17 protein-coding genes and 1 pseudogene are annotated in these 16927 nt (G+C 44.8%); 13 read left to right on the forward strand and 5 right to left on the reverse strand.

All coding sequences use genetic code 11. The features are described from left to right. The first annotated feature begins 124 nt into the window (after positions 1 to 124). Genes FGT79_RS01785 through FGT79_RS01800 form a run of 4 tightly spaced genes read left to right on the forward strand, consistent with a single transcriptional unit; the run spans position 125 to position 2696 of the window. Positions 125 to 316 (forward strand): DUF896 domain-containing protein, encoded by a 192-nt coding sequence (locus tag FGT79_RS01785; RefSeq protein ID WP_138751068.1) that lies wholly within the window; start codon positions 125 to 127, stop codon positions 314 to 316. Between the two features lie 45 nt (positions 317 to 361). Continuing rightward, a complete protein-coding gene (locus FGT79_RS01790; RefSeq protein ID WP_138751069.1) occupies positions 362 to 1351 on the forward strand; it encodes an aldo/keto reductase in 990 nt (329 codons plus the stop codon). A gap of 19 nt (positions 1352 to 1370) precedes the next feature. After that, positions 1371 to 1883, forward strand: a complete 513-nt coding sequence (locus tag FGT79_RS01795) for a lipid droplet assembly factor 1 (RefSeq protein ID WP_246096095.1) — start codon at positions 1371 to 1373, stop codon at positions 1881 to 1883. Between the two features lie 24 nt (positions 1884 to 1907). Then, positions 1908 to 2696, forward strand: coding sequence for an HAD family hydrolase (locus tag FGT79_RS01800; RefSeq protein ID WP_138751071.1), 789 nt, complete (start codon positions 1908 to 1910; stop codon positions 2694 to 2696). A gap of 170 nt (positions 2697 to 2866) precedes the next feature. Here FGT79_RS01800 and FGT79_RS01805 read toward each other — a convergent pair whose 3' ends face one another. Next, the gene (locus FGT79_RS01805; protein WP_138751072.1) at positions 2867 to 3415 is read right to left on the reverse strand and encodes a 1,2-dihydroxy-3-keto-5-methylthiopentene dioxygenase; all 549 of its coding nucleotides are present in this window, start codon (positions 3413 to 3415) and stop codon (positions 2867 to 2869) included. A 165-nt stretch (positions 3416 to 3580) separates the two neighbouring features. Between FGT79_RS01805 and metH the strand changes: the two genes are divergently transcribed. Together metH and rnz are read left to right on the forward strand one after the other, a co-directional pair. After that, positions 3581 to 6997, forward strand: a complete 3417-nt coding sequence (gene metH / locus FGT79_RS01810) for a methionine synthase (protein WP_425465001.1) — start codon at positions 3581 to 3583, stop codon at positions 6995 to 6997. Between the two features lie 113 nt (positions 6998 to 7110). Next, positions 7111 to 8043, forward strand: coding sequence for a ribonuclease Z (gene rnz / locus FGT79_RS01815; protein ID WP_138751074.1), 933 nt, complete (start codon positions 7111 to 7113; stop codon positions 8041 to 8043). 137 nt (positions 8044 to 8180) lie between these two features. Here the strand turns inward: rnz and FGT79_RS01820 are convergent, their stop codons facing one another. Continuing rightward, positions 8181 to 8792, reverse strand: a complete 612-nt coding sequence (locus FGT79_RS01820) for an SdpI family protein (RefSeq protein ID WP_138751075.1) — start codon at positions 8790 to 8792, stop codon at positions 8181 to 8183. Further along, on the reverse strand, positions 8789 to 9076 hold the full coding sequence (locus FGT79_RS01825) for an autorepressor SdpR family transcription factor (protein WP_138751076.1): 288 nt from the start codon (positions 9074 to 9076) through the stop codon (positions 8789 to 8791). The genes FGT79_RS01820 and FGT79_RS01825 overlap by 4 nt, the downstream gene beginning before the upstream one ends. 235 nt (positions 9077 to 9311) lie before the next feature. Here FGT79_RS01825 and FGT79_RS01830 point away from each other — a divergent pair. Then, positions 9312 to 11126, forward strand: a pseudogene (locus tag FGT79_RS01830) (DEAD/DEAH box helicase); the annotation flags it as partial. Between the two features lie 22 nt (positions 11127 to 11148). On the opposite strand, the gene FGT79_RS01835 reads toward FGT79_RS01830, so the two are convergent. Both FGT79_RS01835 and FGT79_RS01840 read right to left on the reverse strand, forming a co-directional pair. Next, positions 11149 to 12828: a recombinase family protein gene (locus FGT79_RS01835; protein WP_138751077.1), complete on the reverse strand. Its 1680-nt coding sequence runs from the start codon at positions 12826 to 12828 to the stop codon at positions 11149 to 11151. 12 nt (positions 12829 to 12840) lie between these two features. Beyond that, a complete protein-coding gene (locus tag FGT79_RS01840; RefSeq protein ID WP_138751078.1) occupies positions 12841 to 13653 on the reverse strand; it encodes a S24 family peptidase in 813 nt (270 codons plus the stop codon). A gap of 192 nt (positions 13654 to 13845) precedes the next feature. On the opposite strand from FGT79_RS01840, the gene FGT79_RS01845 reads away from it, so the two are divergent. From FGT79_RS01845 to FGT79_RS01870, 6 genes are all read left to right on the forward strand, one after another. Then, entirely contained in the window at positions 13846 to 14061 is a 216-nt protein-coding gene (locus FGT79_RS01845; protein WP_138751079.1) for a hypothetical protein, read from the forward strand. Positions 14062 to 14079: 18 nt separating this feature from the next. Further along, positions 14080 to 14277, forward strand: a complete 198-nt coding sequence (locus tag FGT79_RS01850; protein ID WP_138751080.1) for a hypothetical protein — start codon at positions 14080 to 14082, stop codon at positions 14275 to 14277. A gap of 32 nt (positions 14278 to 14309) precedes the next feature. Further along, on the forward strand, positions 14310 to 14498 hold the full coding sequence (locus FGT79_RS01855; RefSeq protein ID WP_138751081.1) for a hypothetical protein: 189 nt from the start codon (positions 14310 to 14312) through the stop codon (positions 14496 to 14498). Positions 14499 to 14583: 85 nt separating this feature from the next. Further along, positions 14584 to 16023: an ATP-binding protein gene (locus tag FGT79_RS01860; protein ID WP_138751082.1), complete on the forward strand. Its 1440-nt coding sequence runs from the start codon at positions 14584 to 14586 to the stop codon at positions 16021 to 16023. Positions 16024 to 16048: 25 nt separating this feature from the next. Continuing rightward, entirely contained in the window at positions 16049 to 16282 is a 234-nt protein-coding gene (locus tag FGT79_RS01865; protein WP_138751083.1) for a hypothetical protein, read from the forward strand. Next, the gene (locus FGT79_RS01870) at positions 16275 to 16916 is read left to right on the forward strand and encodes a P-loop NTPase family protein (protein ID WP_138751084.1); all 642 of its coding nucleotides are present in this window, start codon (positions 16275 to 16277) and stop codon (positions 16914 to 16916) included. Before FGT79_RS01865 ends, FGT79_RS01870 begins: the two co-directional genes overlap by 8 nt. The last annotated feature ends 11 nt before the right edge of the window (positions 16917 to 16927 follow it).

The raw sequence follows: 16927 nt of genomic DNA on the forward strand, positions 1-16927 counted from the left end.
GGTAATGCGATTCGGATTTTGTCATACAAATGATTGTCCGCCTCACCTTGCCTTGACAATCAAGTATCCGTAATGTCAAACTATAGAGTAGAGTTTTTTCCATCATGAGAGGAGTAGGCAAGCAATGGAGTTTTCGAAAATAATAGAAAGAATTAACGAGCTCGCTCGTAAAAATAAATCGGAAGGCTTAACCGATGCTGAAACAGTCGAACGAGATGAGCTTCGCCAGCAATATTTAAAAACCTTCAAAAATAACTTCAGACAACAGCTTGAAACGATCGAAATCGTTGATGACGAGGAAAAACCAAAGCACTAATGTCGTTATCCAACGGTCATTTTAATTTCATGGGAGGGTATTTACATGAATTTTAAACTATTAGGCAAAAGCGGACTTGCTGTCTCCGAGCTATGTTTGGGAACGATGACCTTTGGCAACACAACAAATGAAGCGGATTCTATCGAAATGATTGATCGTTACATCGACCACGGCGGAAACTTCATAGACACAGCGGATGTGTATGTCAGTGGAAAGTCCGAGGAGATTGTAGGTAAAGCGATCAAAAACAGACGTTCAGATGTCGTACTAGCGACAAAAGTGCGAATGACGACATCCAACAATATTAATGGTGTCGGATTATCACGCAAACATATTATGGATGGCGTTGAGGCTAGCTTGAAGCGGCTTCAGACGGATTATGTTGATTTGTATCAGGTTCATGTTTGGGATCATGCAACGCCAATAGAAGAAACGCTGAGGACGCTTGATGATCTTGTCACGTCTGGTAAAGTCCGTTACATAGGCTGTTCGAATTTTTTTGCCTGGCAATTGATGAAGTCATTGGCATACAGCGATGCAAGTCGTTACGTGCGTTTTGTATCTATACAGCCCCAATATAGTTTAGTAAGCAGACAGATGGATCGGGAGATGCACTCGCTCTGCTTGGAGGAGAAGGTAGGTATTATTCCTTGGGCGCCACTAGGCGGTGGATTCCTAACGGGCCGTTACACAAGGGAAGAACCAATAGAAGGAAGAATGACGTCTAAGGTAGGCGAGAGTGCTTGGATTAATCGTGCATCTGATAAAAACTTCGCTATTGTGGATGCGGTAATTGAAGCTGCGAAAGAGCTTGATAAATCACCTGCACAGGTAGCGCTTAGATGGTTGATTCAACGCGAGGGTATCACATCGCCGATCTTTGGTGCAAGCAAGCTTGAACAGTTCGAAGACAATATTGGAGCTATTGGCTGGGAGATGCCAGTAGACATATGGCATCGATTGGATCAAGTGAGCGCGCTGCCCGATGATTATCCGAATCGCTTCATTGATAAATTCCGTCGTCCGTTTGAATAGGTAGTTAAATAGGAGGAGAATGAGCTTGTCACGTTCCTGGGAGCGCAAAGTGCGCAAAAATATGACTGTTGTGAATAAGAAACGCAAGAAACAAGGTAATGGGCAGATCGTTCTAAATGCTGAGAAATCAGAGAAAATCGTCGGACGCAATTTCATTGCTCCGATTTTATTGATCTTGTTTATTGGTTTGTACGTTATTCTTATGCAAAGTTCGACTGAATTCAAAATGGATACAATGTTCTGGATAACGGTAGCCTGTTATATTCTGCTTGCAACGTTATTCTTCTTCAGACGTCCGTACATTACAATTGGAAAAGATTTCGTTCAAACACGCCGTATGACTGGAGACAAGCGCATAACTGCAGCTGCCATCAAAGGAATCAGCGCTCAAAAAGGCTATGTCATTGTTGAACAGCATAAAGGCGGCAATTGGGTGTTCGCGAAATTAACAAATCGTTTCCCTACAGAAGAAATCAGTGAGAAGTTGAAAGTATTTGCGCAAGCGAACAGCATTCCTTACCAAGAAAAATAAACAGGCAGGAGAGTTTGGACAACGATGGCTAAACAAGCGGTATTATTTGATTTGGATGACACATTGCTTTGGGATGATAGAAGTGTTCAGGAGGCATTCGATGCGACTTGCCAAGCTGCTGCAGACGCGACAGGTGTTGACCCAGCAGCGTTAGAGGAATCCGTTCGCAAAGAAGCAAGGGCGCTTTATGAGTCCTATGAAACGTTTTCTTTCACAAAAATGATCGGTATCAATCCTTTTGAAGGACTATGGGCGCCGTTCCGTGAAGGTGAGCAAGCGGAATTCCGCAAGCTTGAGAGCCTTGCTCCAGGATATCGGAAAGCAGCTTGGACGCAAGGACTTAAAGCGCTGGGGATTGATAATGAGGAGCTAGGAGAGAAGCTTGCAGAACAATTTCCTGCTGAAAGACGTGCACGTCCTATTGTTTATGAAGAAACATTCCGCGTGCTTGATAAGCTTAAAGGAAAGTACAAGCTGCTGCTGCTAACGAATGGCTCACCAGATCTTCAGAGAGAGAAGCTTGCGGGCGTGCCGGAACTGCTGCCATACTTCGATCATATTATAATTTCAGGTGAATTTGGGCAGGGTAAACCTGCTGCAGCGATATTCAAGCATGCGCTTGAGCGTCTTGGTGTTGATGTGGAGCATGGGATTATGGTTGGCGACAAGCTGACAACGGATATTCTTGGTGCAAATACAGTTGGGATGACGTCTGTGTGGATTAATCGCCACGCTGCAATCCGAAATGATGATATCATTCCTACGCATGAAATCAAGCATCTTGAAGAGCTATTGCAACTGTTGGAAGCGTAGAAGTTGAAATAAAGAGCCCCTCCAAGCAGCGTATGCTGTTATAGAGGGGCTTGCATTATTTCAAAATATAGGAAAGTAAATCTCTAGATGATGCTTTCTCTATATTTCTCAGAATGATCCGCGCCGCACCGCCATAGGACGGTGATAGCTCTTTCACCTTGATCTAAGAATTAAGCTTCGCTTGATGCGAATTTCTCGTCAGCGAACGGATGTGCGATCCAGCCTTCTGTTTCGATAAATAAACGAACAGCAACGATCTGGCGATTTTCCATTAGCGTGAAGAAATGCGGCTTGTATTCAGGAACGGAAATTACATCGCCAGCTTCAAGCTCAACGTCGAAGTAGCCAACATCATCTGTACCTTTAATGATGAAGATGCCGCGTCCAGCAGTAATCGCGCGAACCTCATCCTCTGTATGTGTATGAACGTTTTCGAACTTTTTGAGAATATCGTCGAGATTCGGAGTTGCATCAGACAAAGCAACGATGTCCCAAGTTTTATAACCACGTCTTTCAGCGATTTCTTTGATTTCCTCGTCATAAGTCGCTAGGATTTCTTGTTTTTCTTCATCGGTAAGTACAAACTTATTTTGAAGTCCTTCTGCAAGCTTACCCGGGTTCCAATGCTCGTACAGCACCTCTTGCTTATCTAGAAATGCACGAACAGCCTCTTCACCTTGAATCCGTTCCTCAGTATTGCGAATTCTAATTTCAGCCATGAACATTCCCTCTTTTCCTATAGAAATTAAATGATATACTGATTATAAAACAAAATAATCTGATTGTCGATGGATTACCTTTTCACACAGAAGGTATTCTGATAAACTATGTGTTAATGATTTTGGGAAGGGTGTAGTAAATTGTCGAAACCGACCATACAACAAATGCTTCAAGAGCGCATTCTTATTCTAGACGGCGCAATGGGGACGATGATCCAGCAGGCTGGATTAGATGAAAATGATTTTGGCGGACCAGAGCTGGACGGATGTAATGAGATGCTCGTTCTGACTCGTCCTGACGTTATACAATTAATTCATGAGCAATACCTTGAAGCTGGTGCTGACATCTTGGAGACGAATACGTTCGGCGCAACGAGCGTCGTTCTGGCTGATTATGATATACCTGAGAAGGCTAGAGAAATCAACTTGGCAGCAGCTAAGCTGGCACGTGATGCCTGTGACAAATACAGTACGCCGGAGAAGCCTCGTTATGTTGCTGGGGCGCTTGGGCCAACGACCAAAACGTTATCCGTAACGGGCGGTGTAACCTTCGACGAGCTTGTTGAAAGCTACTATGAGCAAGCACTTGCTTTGATTGAAGCAGATGTTGATGCTCTTTTACTTGAAACCTCACAAGATACACTGAACGTAAAAGCAGGAAGCATTGGTATACGCAACGCCTTCGATAAGCTGGGCAAAGAACTACCAATTATGATTTCGGGCACCATCGAGCCAATGGGGACGACACTTGCAGGGCAATCTATTGAATCCTTCTATATTTCCTTAGAGCACTTGAAGCCGATATCGATTGGTTTGAACTGTGCGACGGGTCCGGAATTCATGCGGGATCATCTCCGTACACTAAGCGAAATTGCAAATGCTGCGATTAGTTGTTATCCGAATGCGGGGTTGCCGGATGAAAACGGCCATTACCATGAATCGCCTGAATCATTGGCAAGAAAAATGTCTGCGTTTGCAGAGCAGGGCTGGTTGAATATTGCTGGCGGCTGCTGTGGCACAACGCCGGATCATATCCGTGCGATGGATGAGACTATGGCCAAATATGCGCCTCGTACAAAGATGGGAACGCATCCGAATGCTGTTTCTGGTATTGAGACGGTATTTATTGAGCCTGAGAATCGGCCAATCATGATCGGTGAGCGGACTAATATATCTGGTTCACGCAAATTCAAACGATTGTTGAAAGAAGAAAAATTCGATGAGGCGTCTGAAATTGCAAGAGCGCAGGTTAAAGGCGGCGCTCATGTTATCGATATCAACTTGCAGGATACAGACATAGATGAGGCTTATGCGGTACATCAGTTTTTACCGCAAGTTGTGAAGAAGATCAAAGCGCCCTTGATGCTTGATTCCACTTACGATCATATTATTGAGCTCGGTTTGAAGTATTCGCAAGGTAAAGCGATTATTAACTCGATTAACTTAGAGGATGGCGAGTCCAAGTTTGAACAGATTCTGCCGCTGATTCACCGCTACGGTGCGGCTGTCGTCATGATTCTCATCGATGAGCGCGGCCAAGCCGTAAGTCGTGAAGCGAAGATGGAAGTAGCTGAGCGTTCTTATAAGCTGCTGACTGAGAAATATAAGATGAACGCAGAGGATATTATTTTTGATCCGAATATGTTCCCAGTAGGGTCAGGGGATCCGCAGTATATTGGATCTGCTGTTGAGACGCTTGAGGGCATTCGTATGATTAAAGAAAAGTTTCCGCTCGCCAAAACGATTCTCGGTCTAAGTAACATTTCCTTCGGTCTTCCGGATGCAGGTAGGGAAGTACTCAATTCCGTCTATCTGTACCATGCAACGAAGGCGGGTCTCGATTACGCGATTGTTAATACGGAGAAGCTTGAACGCTATGCCTCCATTCCCGAAGAAGAGCGCCGCCTAGCAGAGGAATTAATCTATAACACGACTGACGAGACGCTTGCATCCTTTGTCGCGGCATTCCGTGATAAGAAGGTCGAGAAGAAAGAAAAAATCTCGAATCTGTCTCTTGAGGAGCGCCTAGGCTCATATGTCGTGGAAGGAACGAAGGAAGGTCTCATTCCGGATTTGGACGAAGCACTTAAAAAATATTCTGCGATGGAAGTTATTAACGGACCACTTATGCGCGGAATGGAAGAAGTAGGTCGGCTGTTCAACGGCAATGAGTTGATCGTGGCGGAGGTGCTGCAAAGCGCCGAGGTTATGAAAGCTTCCGTTACCTACTTGGAATCGTTTATGGAGAAAAACGAGTCTTCGGTTAAAGGTAAGATCATATTGGCTACCGTTAAAGGCGATGTTCATGATATCGGGAAAAACCTAGTTGAAATTATTTTGTCCAATAATGGTTACAAAATTATTAACTTGGGCATAAAAGTACCGCCGGAGCAGTTGATTGAAGCCTATCGTAATGAAAAAGTCGATGCGATCGGATTGTCAGGCTTACTCGTTAAATCTGCACAGCAAATGGTTATTACAGCACAGGATTTGCGTACAGCTGGTATTGACGCACCTATACTTGTCGGTGGAGCAGCATTGACTAGGAAGTTCACAAAAACAAGAATTGGCCCGGAGTATGATGGACTGGTGCTATATGCGAAGGATGCAATGGATGGTCTCGATATTGCAAACAAGCTGATGGATCCCAATCACCGCATGCGAATGGAAGAAGAAATGGCTGCGTTCAAGGCATCAGGCGGTCTTGAAGAGGAAGAAAAGAAACCACTGCCGCAGCTTACAAGAGCTGTCCGTTCGAAAATTTCACCGGATGCACCAGTGTTCACACCACCGGATCTCGATCGTCATATTCTGCGCGATGTGCCGCTTCCTCATGTTATTCCTTATGTCAACATGCAGATGCTGCTTGGTCATCACTTGGGGCTGAAAGGCAATGTAGACAACTTGCTTAAGGAAGGCAACGAGAAAGCGGTACAGCTAAAATCGACTGTAGATGATATTTTGCGGAGAGGTACTTCCGAGGGGATCATTAAGACCCATGGTATGTACAGATTCTTCCCTGCTCAGTCTTCGGGCAATGATGTTATTATTTATAACCCAGTTGATCCGTTGCAGGAAATCAAGCGATTCACATTCCCGCGTCAGCAGGTTGAGCCATATCTGTGCTTGGCAGATTTCTTGAAATCTGTGGAAAGCGGCGTTATGGATTATGTTGGTTTCTTAGTCGTAACCGCAGGTCACGGCATACGTGAGCTTGCGAACGAATGGAAGGATAACGGGGATTATCTGCGCTCGCATGCGCTGCAATCTGTCGCACTTGAGGTTGCTGAAGGCATGGCGGAGCGAGTCCACCATATTATGCGTGATATTAGCGGATATCCAGATCCAGCTGAAATGACGATGAAGCAGCGTCATGGTGCTCGCTATCAAGGAATCCGTGTATCCTTTGGTTATCCAGCATGTCCAGATCTAGAGGATCAAATACCATTGTTCGATCTCATGAGACCACAGGACATTGGTGTTGAGCTGACTGAGGGATGTATGATGGAGCCTGAGGCTTCGGTATCAGCAATGGTGTTCGCTCATCCGGAAGCACAATATTTCAACGTTGAGAAGCTATAATACGATTTGAAACGAGAGCCCTTGCGTGTTCGTGAAGACGAGCTTGAGAGGGCTCTTCGTTTCCATAGTGAATGTCATGTGGCTAGTGCTGCTGAGAATGGGGTGGATATGAAATGAATATATGGTTTTTGGGGACGGGAGCCGGCCGTCCCTCCAAATATCGAAACGTAACCGCAATGGCTCTGCAGCTTCCAGAGCCTCATTGCAGCTGGTTGTTATTTGATGCAGGTGAGGCGACGCAGCATCAAATCATGCATACGCCGCTAAAGCTGAATAGGCTGGAGTTTGTATTTATTACACATCTTCATGGCGATCACATATATGGCTTGCCGGGTCTGCTAAGCAGTCGTTCATTCGACGGAGGGATTACGCCAGTTCGATTGTTCGGTCCTGTTGGGATAAAAAAATATATAGAAACGACGTTCAGCATCAGCGCCACACAACTGGATTACGAGCTTATCATCCACGAGCTAACGGGTGAAGAGGTAGTCGTATATGAAGAAGAGCGGTTCAAGGTTGAAGCTAGGCTGCTTGAGCATCGGGTTGTTAGTTTCGGTTATCGTGTAATCGAGAAGGATCAGCCAGGCAAGCTGCTTGCTCATGTACTTAAGAAACTTGGCATTAAACCAGGGCCGTTGTATGGCCGCTTGAAGCAAGGGCATTCCATTACTTTGGATGACGGCTCGGTTGTGCATTCCGAGCAGGTGACGGGTCCTACCTATACGGGGAGAATTGTGACGGTACTGGGAGATACGAAACCGTGTGAAAACGCTAACAGACTGGCAATAGATGCGGATTTGCTCGTTCATGAAGCGACATTCGCCGCAGGTATGGAGGAGAAAGCGCATGAATTCGGACATTGTACGACGAGGGAAGCAGCTGAAACGGCTGCAAATGCGAAAGCGAAGAGGTTAGTAATGACCCACTTTAGCGGCCGATACAGCAACGAGGACCTTAGCCAGTTGGAGCTAGAAGCATCTGCATACTTCGAGCCGGTAACGGCAGCTAGAGATTTGCTTCACATTGAAATTGAACGGGCAAGGTGAAACAGCTGTCGCCGTCATTTGGCGGCGAAGCGCGTTTCATTCCGAGTGATATAGAGAAAGGTTGGAGAAATCATATCCTTTCTTATATTTCAACTAAAGAGCAGTAATGAAAAAACGCGAGGGCAGCCTCGCGTTTTTCAATGCTGCTCTTTGCCAAAATGAAAGGACAAAAAGACAGATGCTAATACAATGATGACGATGATGCCGAAAAAAACAAACATTTGATAAGGATTCCCTATAAATGTGCTTGCAATCATAAACAGTCCACCTGCGATATAAAAAGATGAAGCCGCTTTATGTGTTTTTTTCCAGACATCCTCATTCGTAATGGTATTAACTGTTTTGATCCCAATGTAACTATTGTGCTTTAGACTTGGCATATAGAATCCGGCTATAGCTAGAATAATTCCGAACATTGGAATGACTACTTTCTCAATATCAATGCTTAGGCCATAGCCGTAAGCGATTGTGACGCTGTGCAGGACGAGAAGTACGAGCAGAATGACATTCTGAACAACGAGAAGAGTGTATTTATGCTGTTGAAAGTTTTGCTTCTTTGGAAGTATAACGACAAGGATGACCATTAATGCGGGAAGCAGCAGCAATGCAAATGCTTTGTTCGCCGTGCCATTGATCTCTGTGTTGATATCCCAATGAATAGCCATGAGCTCAGGCATATAAGGATAGGTGATTATGCTCGCGACAAAGGCGATGGATACGATAATCCATGAAAGCACACTCGATTTCAAGCTTTCTCATTCCCTTCGGGGTTGGATTGCTGGAAGGAGATGATCCAATTATTCAAGTCATGGAAGACGGCAGTATTAATCGAATAATAAATATGCTGGCCTTGGCGTTCATCCCATACCAGATTAGCTTTCTTCAGCTGGCTAAGATGATGAGAGATGCTTGGCTTGGTCATTTGGAAATGATCGGAAATTTCCCCTGCGGTTAGATCTCGTTCGCGCAGCAATTCCAATATTTTTCGCCTATTCGGATCGGATAGTGCTTTGAAGGAATCGTTGATGGACATAAAAACCATCCTTTCAATTTAACCATGATCATGTTTAGATAGTTAAGCAAGTATCTAAATGACACATATCATAATACTATATCGATTAGTCAGAACACTGTCAATTGAATAGGGGTGCGGAGCTCCCTGTGTCGAAAAAGACTAAGTCTACTTGCTGTTCAAGTCGATAAGTAAACACTAGTAAAGCGAACAAATATTCGCTAAACTATAAGTTAGAGTGGGGTGCAAAAGAATGCTGAGAAAGAAATCACTTACTGAATTAATTCAGGATTTAAGAGCCAATGAAAATATAATTAACTGGACTGAAATAGAGCCGAAAGAAGCGAAAACAAAACCTATTCCTGAAAGCGTCGATCCAAGAATTATATCAGCTTTCCTAAAACGTGGAATGGAACAGCTATATACACACCAGTTCACAGCCTACGAAACGGTACGTAAAGGTGAAAACATTGTGGCTGTAACGCCTACCGCATCGGGAAAAACATTGTGCTATAACCTGCCAGTATTACAGGCAATAGCTGAGGATGACGGCAGCCGCGCCCTTTACTTATTCCCGACCAAAGCTCTGGCACAAGACCAAAAAAGTGAATTGAATGATATCATAAGCGAAATGGGTATCGACATTAAAAGTTTCACCTATGATGGTGATACTTCACCAGCTATTCGAACTATTGTAAGAAATGTAGGGCATATCGTGATTACCAATCCCGATATGCTACACTCGGCAATTCTTCCCCATCATACAAAATGGGTAAGTTTATTTAGCAACCTTAAATATATCGTAATTGACGAGTTGCACACCTACAGGGGGGTATTCGGAAGCCATGTAGCAAATGTCATTCGCCGTTTGAAAAGAATATGTACATTTTATGGTAGTAATCCTCTTTTTATATGCACTTCTGCGACAATTGCGAATCCCGAAGAATTGGCAGAACAGCTAACAGGGAATCCAATGCGGCTAATTGACGATAACGGCGCTCCTAGTGGAAGAAAGCATTTTGTATTCTATAACCCGCCGATTGTGAATAAGCCATTAAATTTACGGAAAAGTTCAACTGTAGAGGTAAACCAGCTAGCGAAGAAGTTTTTAACGAATAAAATACAGACGATCGTATTTGCTCGAAGCAGAGTAAGGGTAGAAATCATTTTAAGCCATATTCAGGAACTGGTTAAGAATGAGATAGGAACTAAATCCATACGGGGCTACCGTGGCGGCTACTTGCCAAATCAACGGCGGGAAATTGAAAGAGGACTAAGGAATGGCGATATATTAGGCGTGGTTAGTACAAACGCATTAGAACTAGGTGTAGATATAGGGCAGTTGCAAGTCTGTATTATGACTGGTTATCCAGGCAGCGTAGCAAGTACATGGCAGCAAGCAGGCCGGGCTGGAAGACGTCACGGGGAAGCCTTAGTGCTAATGGTAGCCAGCAATACGCCGATTGACCAGTATATCGTTCAGAATCCCGAATACTTCTTTGACCGGTCCCCGGAATCGGCTAGAATTAACCCGGAAAACTTACTTATTTTAGTCGATCATATACGATGTGCAGCCTATGAACTTCCCTTTAAGAAAGGGGAACAATTCGGTTCTATAGAAATAGTGGACATTTTGGAATATTTAGTAGAAGAACGGGTGCTAACTCATGCAGGCGACACGTTTTATTGGGCTAATCTAGCCTTTCCAGCGAGTGAAGTTAGCCTTCGTTCTGCCGCACAGGAAAATGTAGTCATTATCGACCAGTCGGAAGCAGCGAACGTAAAAATCATTGGTGAAATGGATCGTTTTAGCGCGATGACCCTTTTACACGATGAAGCAATATATTTACATGAAGGCGTACAGTTCCAAGTCGAAAAACTGGATTGGGATCATAAGAAGGCATATGTACGAGAAGTTGATGTAGAGTACTACACGGATGCGAATCTGGCAGTAAAACTAAAAGTTCTATCTATAGACTTAACAACGAAAAGGCGAACAACGTCCATACATTACGGCGACGCGGCAATAAACTTTTTGGCTACTATGTTTAAAAAAATAAACTATAGTACAGAACCACGAAGGACAGCGTGAACTATTCAATATTTAAGATAGTGTCCTTCGTGATTATTTGCAGACCCTGGTTGCTTTTAGTGGAGCGCCGGGGCTTTTTCTTATTCGAATTATTCATGTATTCAAAAGGATTGTCGGCAACTGGTACGGACACTTCGAAAGGTATCCCCGCCATATTCCCCTGTAATACGAAACTCTTTTCAGACAGAACACCGCTGGCGAAAAGAGTACCTACCATTTCCATTTTCTCATGTTCCGTTAATAAGACGTCAAACCGTTCTGCGATAGCCAGGTACTGGTAGACCGTCTGGTAGTTAAACTGGTTAGCGGCGATTGCTGACTTCTTTGCTTCTAGCTGCCGCTTCTTGTTTTGGTGTAAATCTCGTTCATTTTCTAGGGCTTCTTTCTTGCTATTTAGAACATCTTTAGAAAATCCCCCGTCCAGGTATAAATCTAGTAGGTTATCTATTTTTCCCTGGGCAGCTTGCAGGAGTTTATTTGTAGCATCAATTTCCGTAGAAAGTTGGTGTACGTCGTTTTGACCGTATTCGAACTGAATGTAACGTCTAGCCGTTTCTTCGCTTTTTAGAATGGCCTTTAAGGCGGCCACAAAATTATACTCTATACGGATAGCATTTATGGACATCCCGCAATTCGGGGAATATGTTTCTCTATATTCACGACCATGCTTGAAATAATAATGTATCGAATATTCCGTACTACCACTTTGTTTAAGGGCCAGCTTTTTACCGCAGTCTTCGCAAGTAGTATATATGTTACGCAAAATATGCGGGAAAGATGGAGCGCGACGCTGATACTTTTCTTTCCGCTTCGTTTGAATCTTGAACCAGGTTTCTTCACTTCGCAGCACCGGGAAAACATTTTCAACGGAAATTGTTTCGCCATTACTGAATGTCTTTTCCATGACGCCATGATATAGCTTGGCCGTCAGCCGTTGCCTGATGTGCTGGGAATCCCACTCTTTACCGCTGGGCGTTTTTGTGACCGCAGAGAGCCGTATAGCTATATTCGTATCACTTAGGCCTTCTTCGCCTATATATAATTCGTCAATGAATGGTATTATCCAAGACCACTTATCATTAATGCTGTAACTACCTGTATTTTTGTCGTAATGATATTCCCAGGGGGGTTTGCCCCAGCCTTTACCTTCCCGTGTACGTTGCCGCTTACCGCGCATCATGCGTTTAACTATTTTCTTCTTTTCCCTGCGAGCAAATAAGTTTTTAAGGTCGGCAAAAAATTCGTCGTCTTCATCTGCAAGGTCTGTAATCTTACCCGGTTCTGCTATTTTCACACTGTTTTCGCGTAGCTGACTTTTTAAGTATTCCCAGCTTACGGTATCTAGGCGCGAAACCCTATCCTGGTCAATACAAAGAACTATGTCGCCTTTATCTTCGTCTACGTCGTCCAATAGTTGAGTAAGCCCTGCTTTGTCCAACTTTCCCCCAGAATCAACATCCCTATAGATTCCAACAATTGCCCAACTCATACTTTCAGCATAGGAAACTAATTCCTGTATTTGGCCCTTCAAGGAGAAACGGTGTTCCTGCATTTTTGTGGATACCCGGATATAAATAAACACGCGAAGTTCTGTACCCGCCGGAACTTGCTTGTAATAATAGACGGCCTTCTGGTTGCTGAAATAGTCGGCAATCTGCTGAATCTCGGCTACGGATTGCATAAGCCTTCCCCCTTAATACCTTCTGTTTGGGTCAAACAAGACTTGTATAACCTTTCCGCATACGCGGGCGCTTTCACTTTCGACCAGGATAGGATCATATTTAGGGTTATCAGCAATTAGTAAGACTTTTCCTTCTACGTGCTTAACTCTTTTTAGAGTAGCGTTTTCGCCGTCAACATTAATAACAGCAATTTCGCCGTCTGCTACTTCTTGCTGGATACGTACTAATACTTTGTCACCATTGTAAATGCGGGAACCAGTCATACTATCGCCCTTAACGATTAAGGAAAAAATTTCACCCTCTGCGGCCCCGAAGGTATCCGCTACATATTCCCATTCAATAATGTTTTCATTTGCGAAAATTGGAAGGCCCGCAGCGATATTGCCTAGTAACGGAACACGAATGAAGTTCCCTACAGTCTTAGCACCCATTTTCTCCAAATCTAATAAGTTTTTATATTCAGCTTCGGCTTCTTTTACTAGGTAGTTTGCTTTTTCTAACTCGATGTTTGCCTGGTTTAAATCTGTTTCAGCTTTTTTGTAGTCACTGTCTAACCCTTTTAATACTGCGAGTCTATCTAACTTTTCTTTTAAGTCAGAAGTAAGCAGCCCAACAGCATCTAACAAATCTGCGTATGTCACATCGTTATGCGCTGCGTCAGCGATCTTCTTTATAGTCTTTGCTTCTGGAGCGTTCTCATTTTTACAGTTCATGAGGTTGGATATATATGACCCTGATACGCTAGCTTGTCGTGCAAACTCATTAAGCGATCTATTACCCTGGGCTAATTTAAGTAGTGCGGAAAATTTGGCTTTGTTAAACATAATGTTTGTTTGCTCCTTTAAGTTTTTTTCATTTGCCTAGTATACCCCAAAGTGTTCTCTGTAGGCAACATCTTTATAATTTATTAAATATTTTGTCGAAATGTGTTGACTGTAGATAACGATTGCGGTTATAGTGTGGGAACACAGAAATCGTTATCTGTAGATAATGATAGTGAGAAGGAGGTGTTATCTGTGGAGATTAATAAAGACCGAATTCAGCAGCTGCTAGTCGAAGTAGCCGACGGAAAAGGCCGTAAGCTAGCTAGAATTTTAGGTGTACAGCCGTCGCATTTGCATAAAGTATTGAACACTGAAAGTAAAGCAGGCCCCGTAATGCTAGGCAAACTGCATACTTATTGTGAAGAAAACAGCTTACCGTTCGACGAATTTATCGTAAAAAAACCGTAAGGAAAGGCAGTGTTAAAAATGCACAAAGCAAACGACGGTTTCCCGATTAATGTCGATTTAGTGCATAAAATGGCTTACTTACCTGTTAAGCTGGCCGAATTGGCCGAAACGAACCCTACTGACGCGCTAGAATTGTTAAAAGCTTGGGGAAAAGGCACGAAGCCTATAACGCACTTATGGAACGACGCTTTACAACTTATAGCCGCAGCCAGCTAATAGAGGAAAGCTTGAGAGGGGGTGAAAACGAAATGGACAACCGAATGAGTCGGCTACAGGCGGCGCAACTGCAAGACGTAGCCGAAATGAAGGCAATACTCGAAGCAGCAGCGGGAGGTAAAGACGCTGCGGGGGCCTGCGAAGCGGTATTAGGTAAAAGCTTCAAGTTAAGCGGCGTAGTCGCTACGGGAATTGAAAGGGGCGAAGCGGTATGTATGTAAGATTAGTACGAAGTCCCCTACTTCGGGGTCGGGTAGCAATTAAGAATTACCTGGCACAACTGCTGGTACAGGGGGCGTGCAAGTAATGGCAAAAATCAAAAGCGTAAGGGTATGGGGCTTCCAATCATGGGTAGCAGCCAAGTACGACCTGGTAGCAGGCTTGAACGTATTTACAGGGCCTTCGGGGGCAGGGAAGACAGCCGGAACGATCCGGGCGCTTCGATGGCTTGCGAAAGGCGAACCTTCGGGTGACGACTTCCTTCACACGGTTTACGAAGCAGACGGCGTAACGATTAAGCGCCAAGCAGAAGAAGCTGGGGTAGAAGTCGAACTGGATAACGGCGTCACGATTACGAAGATCCGCAAGAAAGGTAAAACGAAATACTGGGTAAAACCGCTGTACGATGAACCGTTTGAAAAGGCCGAAGTACCCGCAGCAGTAAAAGAAGCCTTGGGAATTAAAACAAGCAGTTTCGGGGACTACGAGGTAGATTTACACTTCGCTTTTCAGCTGGCCGCGCCATTCCTTATATCAGAACCTGGAAGCGCAGGGGCGAAAGTGCTGGGTAAGCTGGCCGGGACGGAAGCAGTAGACGGCGCTATAAAATCCACGGCGAAGGATACATACGCAGCCAGGAACGAAAAGCAGACCGCCGACAAAGAATACGAAAGAAAAGTCGAACAGCTTAAAGCGTTTGAAGGCTTAGACGAAATTAAGCGGCAACTGGACGCCTGCGAATGGCTGATGGGGGAACTCGACAAAGCGCTGAACAAAAAGGGGAATCTTGAACAACTTACCACGGCTTGGGAATTGACCGCAGCTTCAATACAGCAGGCAATAAACAAGCTGGACAAGCTGGCGAATATCCCAGAACTGGAAGAAGACCTGGTAGAAATAGAAAAAGCCCAGCAACGGTATGACCGCTTACTGGACTTATACGAACAATTGGGTAAGGCTACCGCCACAGTAGAAATTCTTACCCAGCGTCTTAAAGACTTGGCAGGACTTGACGCCTGTGAATGGCTGCTATCAGAAGCAGAAACCGCAGAAAGTCGCCGGGCCAGCCTTAGTTATCTTAACGAACAGTATAACAAATACGAAGCCGATGTAAATAGGGCGACGGAAATCATTACCAGCACCCAAGACCTGGACGTAGCCTTAAATACGCTGGAAAGCGTAGAACTTAGCTTCGGCAGGATTACCGACATGCGGCAACTGCTAAGAGTATACGATACCGCGACAGCAAGCGTAAGCCGCTACCAGGGCTTAATGGACAGCCTTATAGGGATAACAGAAGCCGAAAACCTGGTAAGTAGTACAGAAGCGAACCTGGTACGCCTGGCGAAGCTTCGAGAACTTTATAACCTTTATAAAATAAAAACGCAGACACTAGACAGCGCAGCGGCAGCAGAAACGCGCGCAGCGAATGAACTGGCGGCAGCTGATAAAGAACTGGCCGAAGCCTGGGCGGCGACTGGCGGCATTTGCCCGCTATGCGAACAGGCCGTAGCCCATACCCACTAAAACAGAATCGAAGGGACGTATATAAATGGACGCTAAACAACGTATTGACCTTGCAAAAGTAAGAATTCAAAAGGCTAAAACAGCCGAAACAATCGCTAAAACCGAAAAAGCCGCAGCGGAACGCCAGCAGGGCGAAGTAACGGAAAAAATGGCTGAACTGAACGTAACCCCGGAAACGGCCCAGGCCGAAATTGCAGCCCTGGAAAGTCAAATTGACGCCGAATTAACGAAAGTCGAAGGCCTAATACCGAATGTATAGGCTACAAGCTGCCAAGACCAGCATTAAGACCCAGCGCGATAAACTGGCGGCTAAAATCGGCCAGCGCGACCTAATCACAATTGACCGCGACCAGGCGCAGCTGCGGAGCCTGGAAGCCGTCAATAAGCTAGGACAGTATGACCTGGTACAAATCCTTCTGCAAAAGACAAGTGACTATGCCCGGCAGCAAGCTAAGGGCCGCATTGAAGACATAGTTACGCAACTGCTACTGGTAGTCTTCCCTGGTAACGACTTCGTTTTTGAAATTGTACTGGACGTCAAGGGATCGCAGCCAGTTGCTGAGTACTGGCTTACTCGAAACGGCGTAAAAACCCAGTTAAAGCCGCCTGATTACGATAATGGCGGCGGGTATGTAGATGTAATAACCCTGGGCCTTCGCCTGGGGATAGCGGAACTGGAAGAAATACAGGGGCCGCTGCTAATGGACGAAGTAGGCAAGCACGTAAGCGCCGAATATTCGCCGAACGTCGCCTACTTCTTGAAGCAGTACAGCGAACAGCTGGGACGTCAAATCATTCTTATCACGCACAATGAAGCGCTGGCTGCCGTAGCAGACAAGGGCCTACGGGTAACGCTTAACAGCCGGGAAGAATCCGAAGTAAAAGCAATTTAAATCAACCAATA

It is taken from the genome of Paenibacillus sinopodophylli (assembly GCF_005930355.1).
In the GTDB taxonomy this organism is placed as follows: Bacteria; Bacillota; Bacilli; order Paenibacillales; family Paenibacillaceae; genus Pristimantibacillus; species Pristimantibacillus sinopodophylli.

Coding starts and splice junctions, on each gene's coding strand:
- FGT79_RS01785 (WP_138751068.1), top strand. CDS start 125: ATGGAGTTTTCGAAAATAATAGAAAGAATTAACGAGCTCGCTCGTAAA.
- FGT79_RS01790 (WP_138751069.1), top strand. CDS start 362: ATGAATTTTAAACTATTAGGCAAAAGCGGACTTGCTGTCTCCGAGCTA.
- FGT79_RS01795 (WP_246096095.1), top strand. CDS start 1,371: ATGAGCTTGTCACGTTCCTGGGAGCGCAAAGTGCGCAAAAATATGACT.
- FGT79_RS01800 (WP_138751071.1), top strand. CDS start 1,908: ATGGCTAAACAAGCGGTATTATTTGATTTGGATGACACATTGCTTTGG.
- FGT79_RS01805 (WP_138751072.1), bottom strand. CDS start 3,415: ATGGCTGAAATTAGAATTCGCAATACTGAGGAACGGATTCAAGGTGAA.
- metH (WP_425465001.1), top strand. CDS start 3,581: ATGCTTCAAGAGCGCATTCTTATTCTAGACGGCGCAATGGGGACGATG.
- rnz (WP_138751074.1), top strand. CDS start 7,111: ATGAATATATGGTTTTTGGGGACGGGAGCCGGCCGTCCCTCCAAATAT.
- FGT79_RS01825 (WP_138751076.1), bottom strand. CDS start 9,076: ATGTCCATCAACGATTCCTTCAAAGCACTATCCGATCCGAATAGGCGA.
- FGT79_RS01835 (WP_138751077.1), bottom strand. CDS start 12,828: ATGCAATCCGTAGCCGAGATTCAGCAGATTGCCGACTATTTCAGCAAC.
- FGT79_RS01840 (WP_138751078.1), bottom strand. CDS start 13,653: ATGTTTAACAAAGCCAAATTTTCCGCACTACTTAAATTAGCCCAGGGT.
- FGT79_RS01850 (WP_138751080.1), top strand. CDS start 14,080: ATGCACAAAGCAAACGACGGTTTCCCGATTAATGTCGATTTAGTGCAT.
- FGT79_RS01855 (WP_138751081.1), top strand. CDS start 14,310: ATGGACAACCGAATGAGTCGGCTACAGGCGGCGCAACTGCAAGACGTA.
- FGT79_RS01860 (WP_138751082.1), top strand. CDS start 14,584: ATGGCAAAAATCAAAAGCGTAAGGGTATGGGGCTTCCAATCATGGGTA.
- FGT79_RS01865 (WP_138751083.1), top strand. CDS start 16,049: ATGGACGCTAAACAACGTATTGACCTTGCAAAAGTAAGAATTCAAAAG.
- FGT79_RS01870 (WP_138751084.1), top strand. CDS start 16,275: ATGTATAGGCTACAAGCTGCCAAGACCAGCATTAAGACCCAGCGCGAT.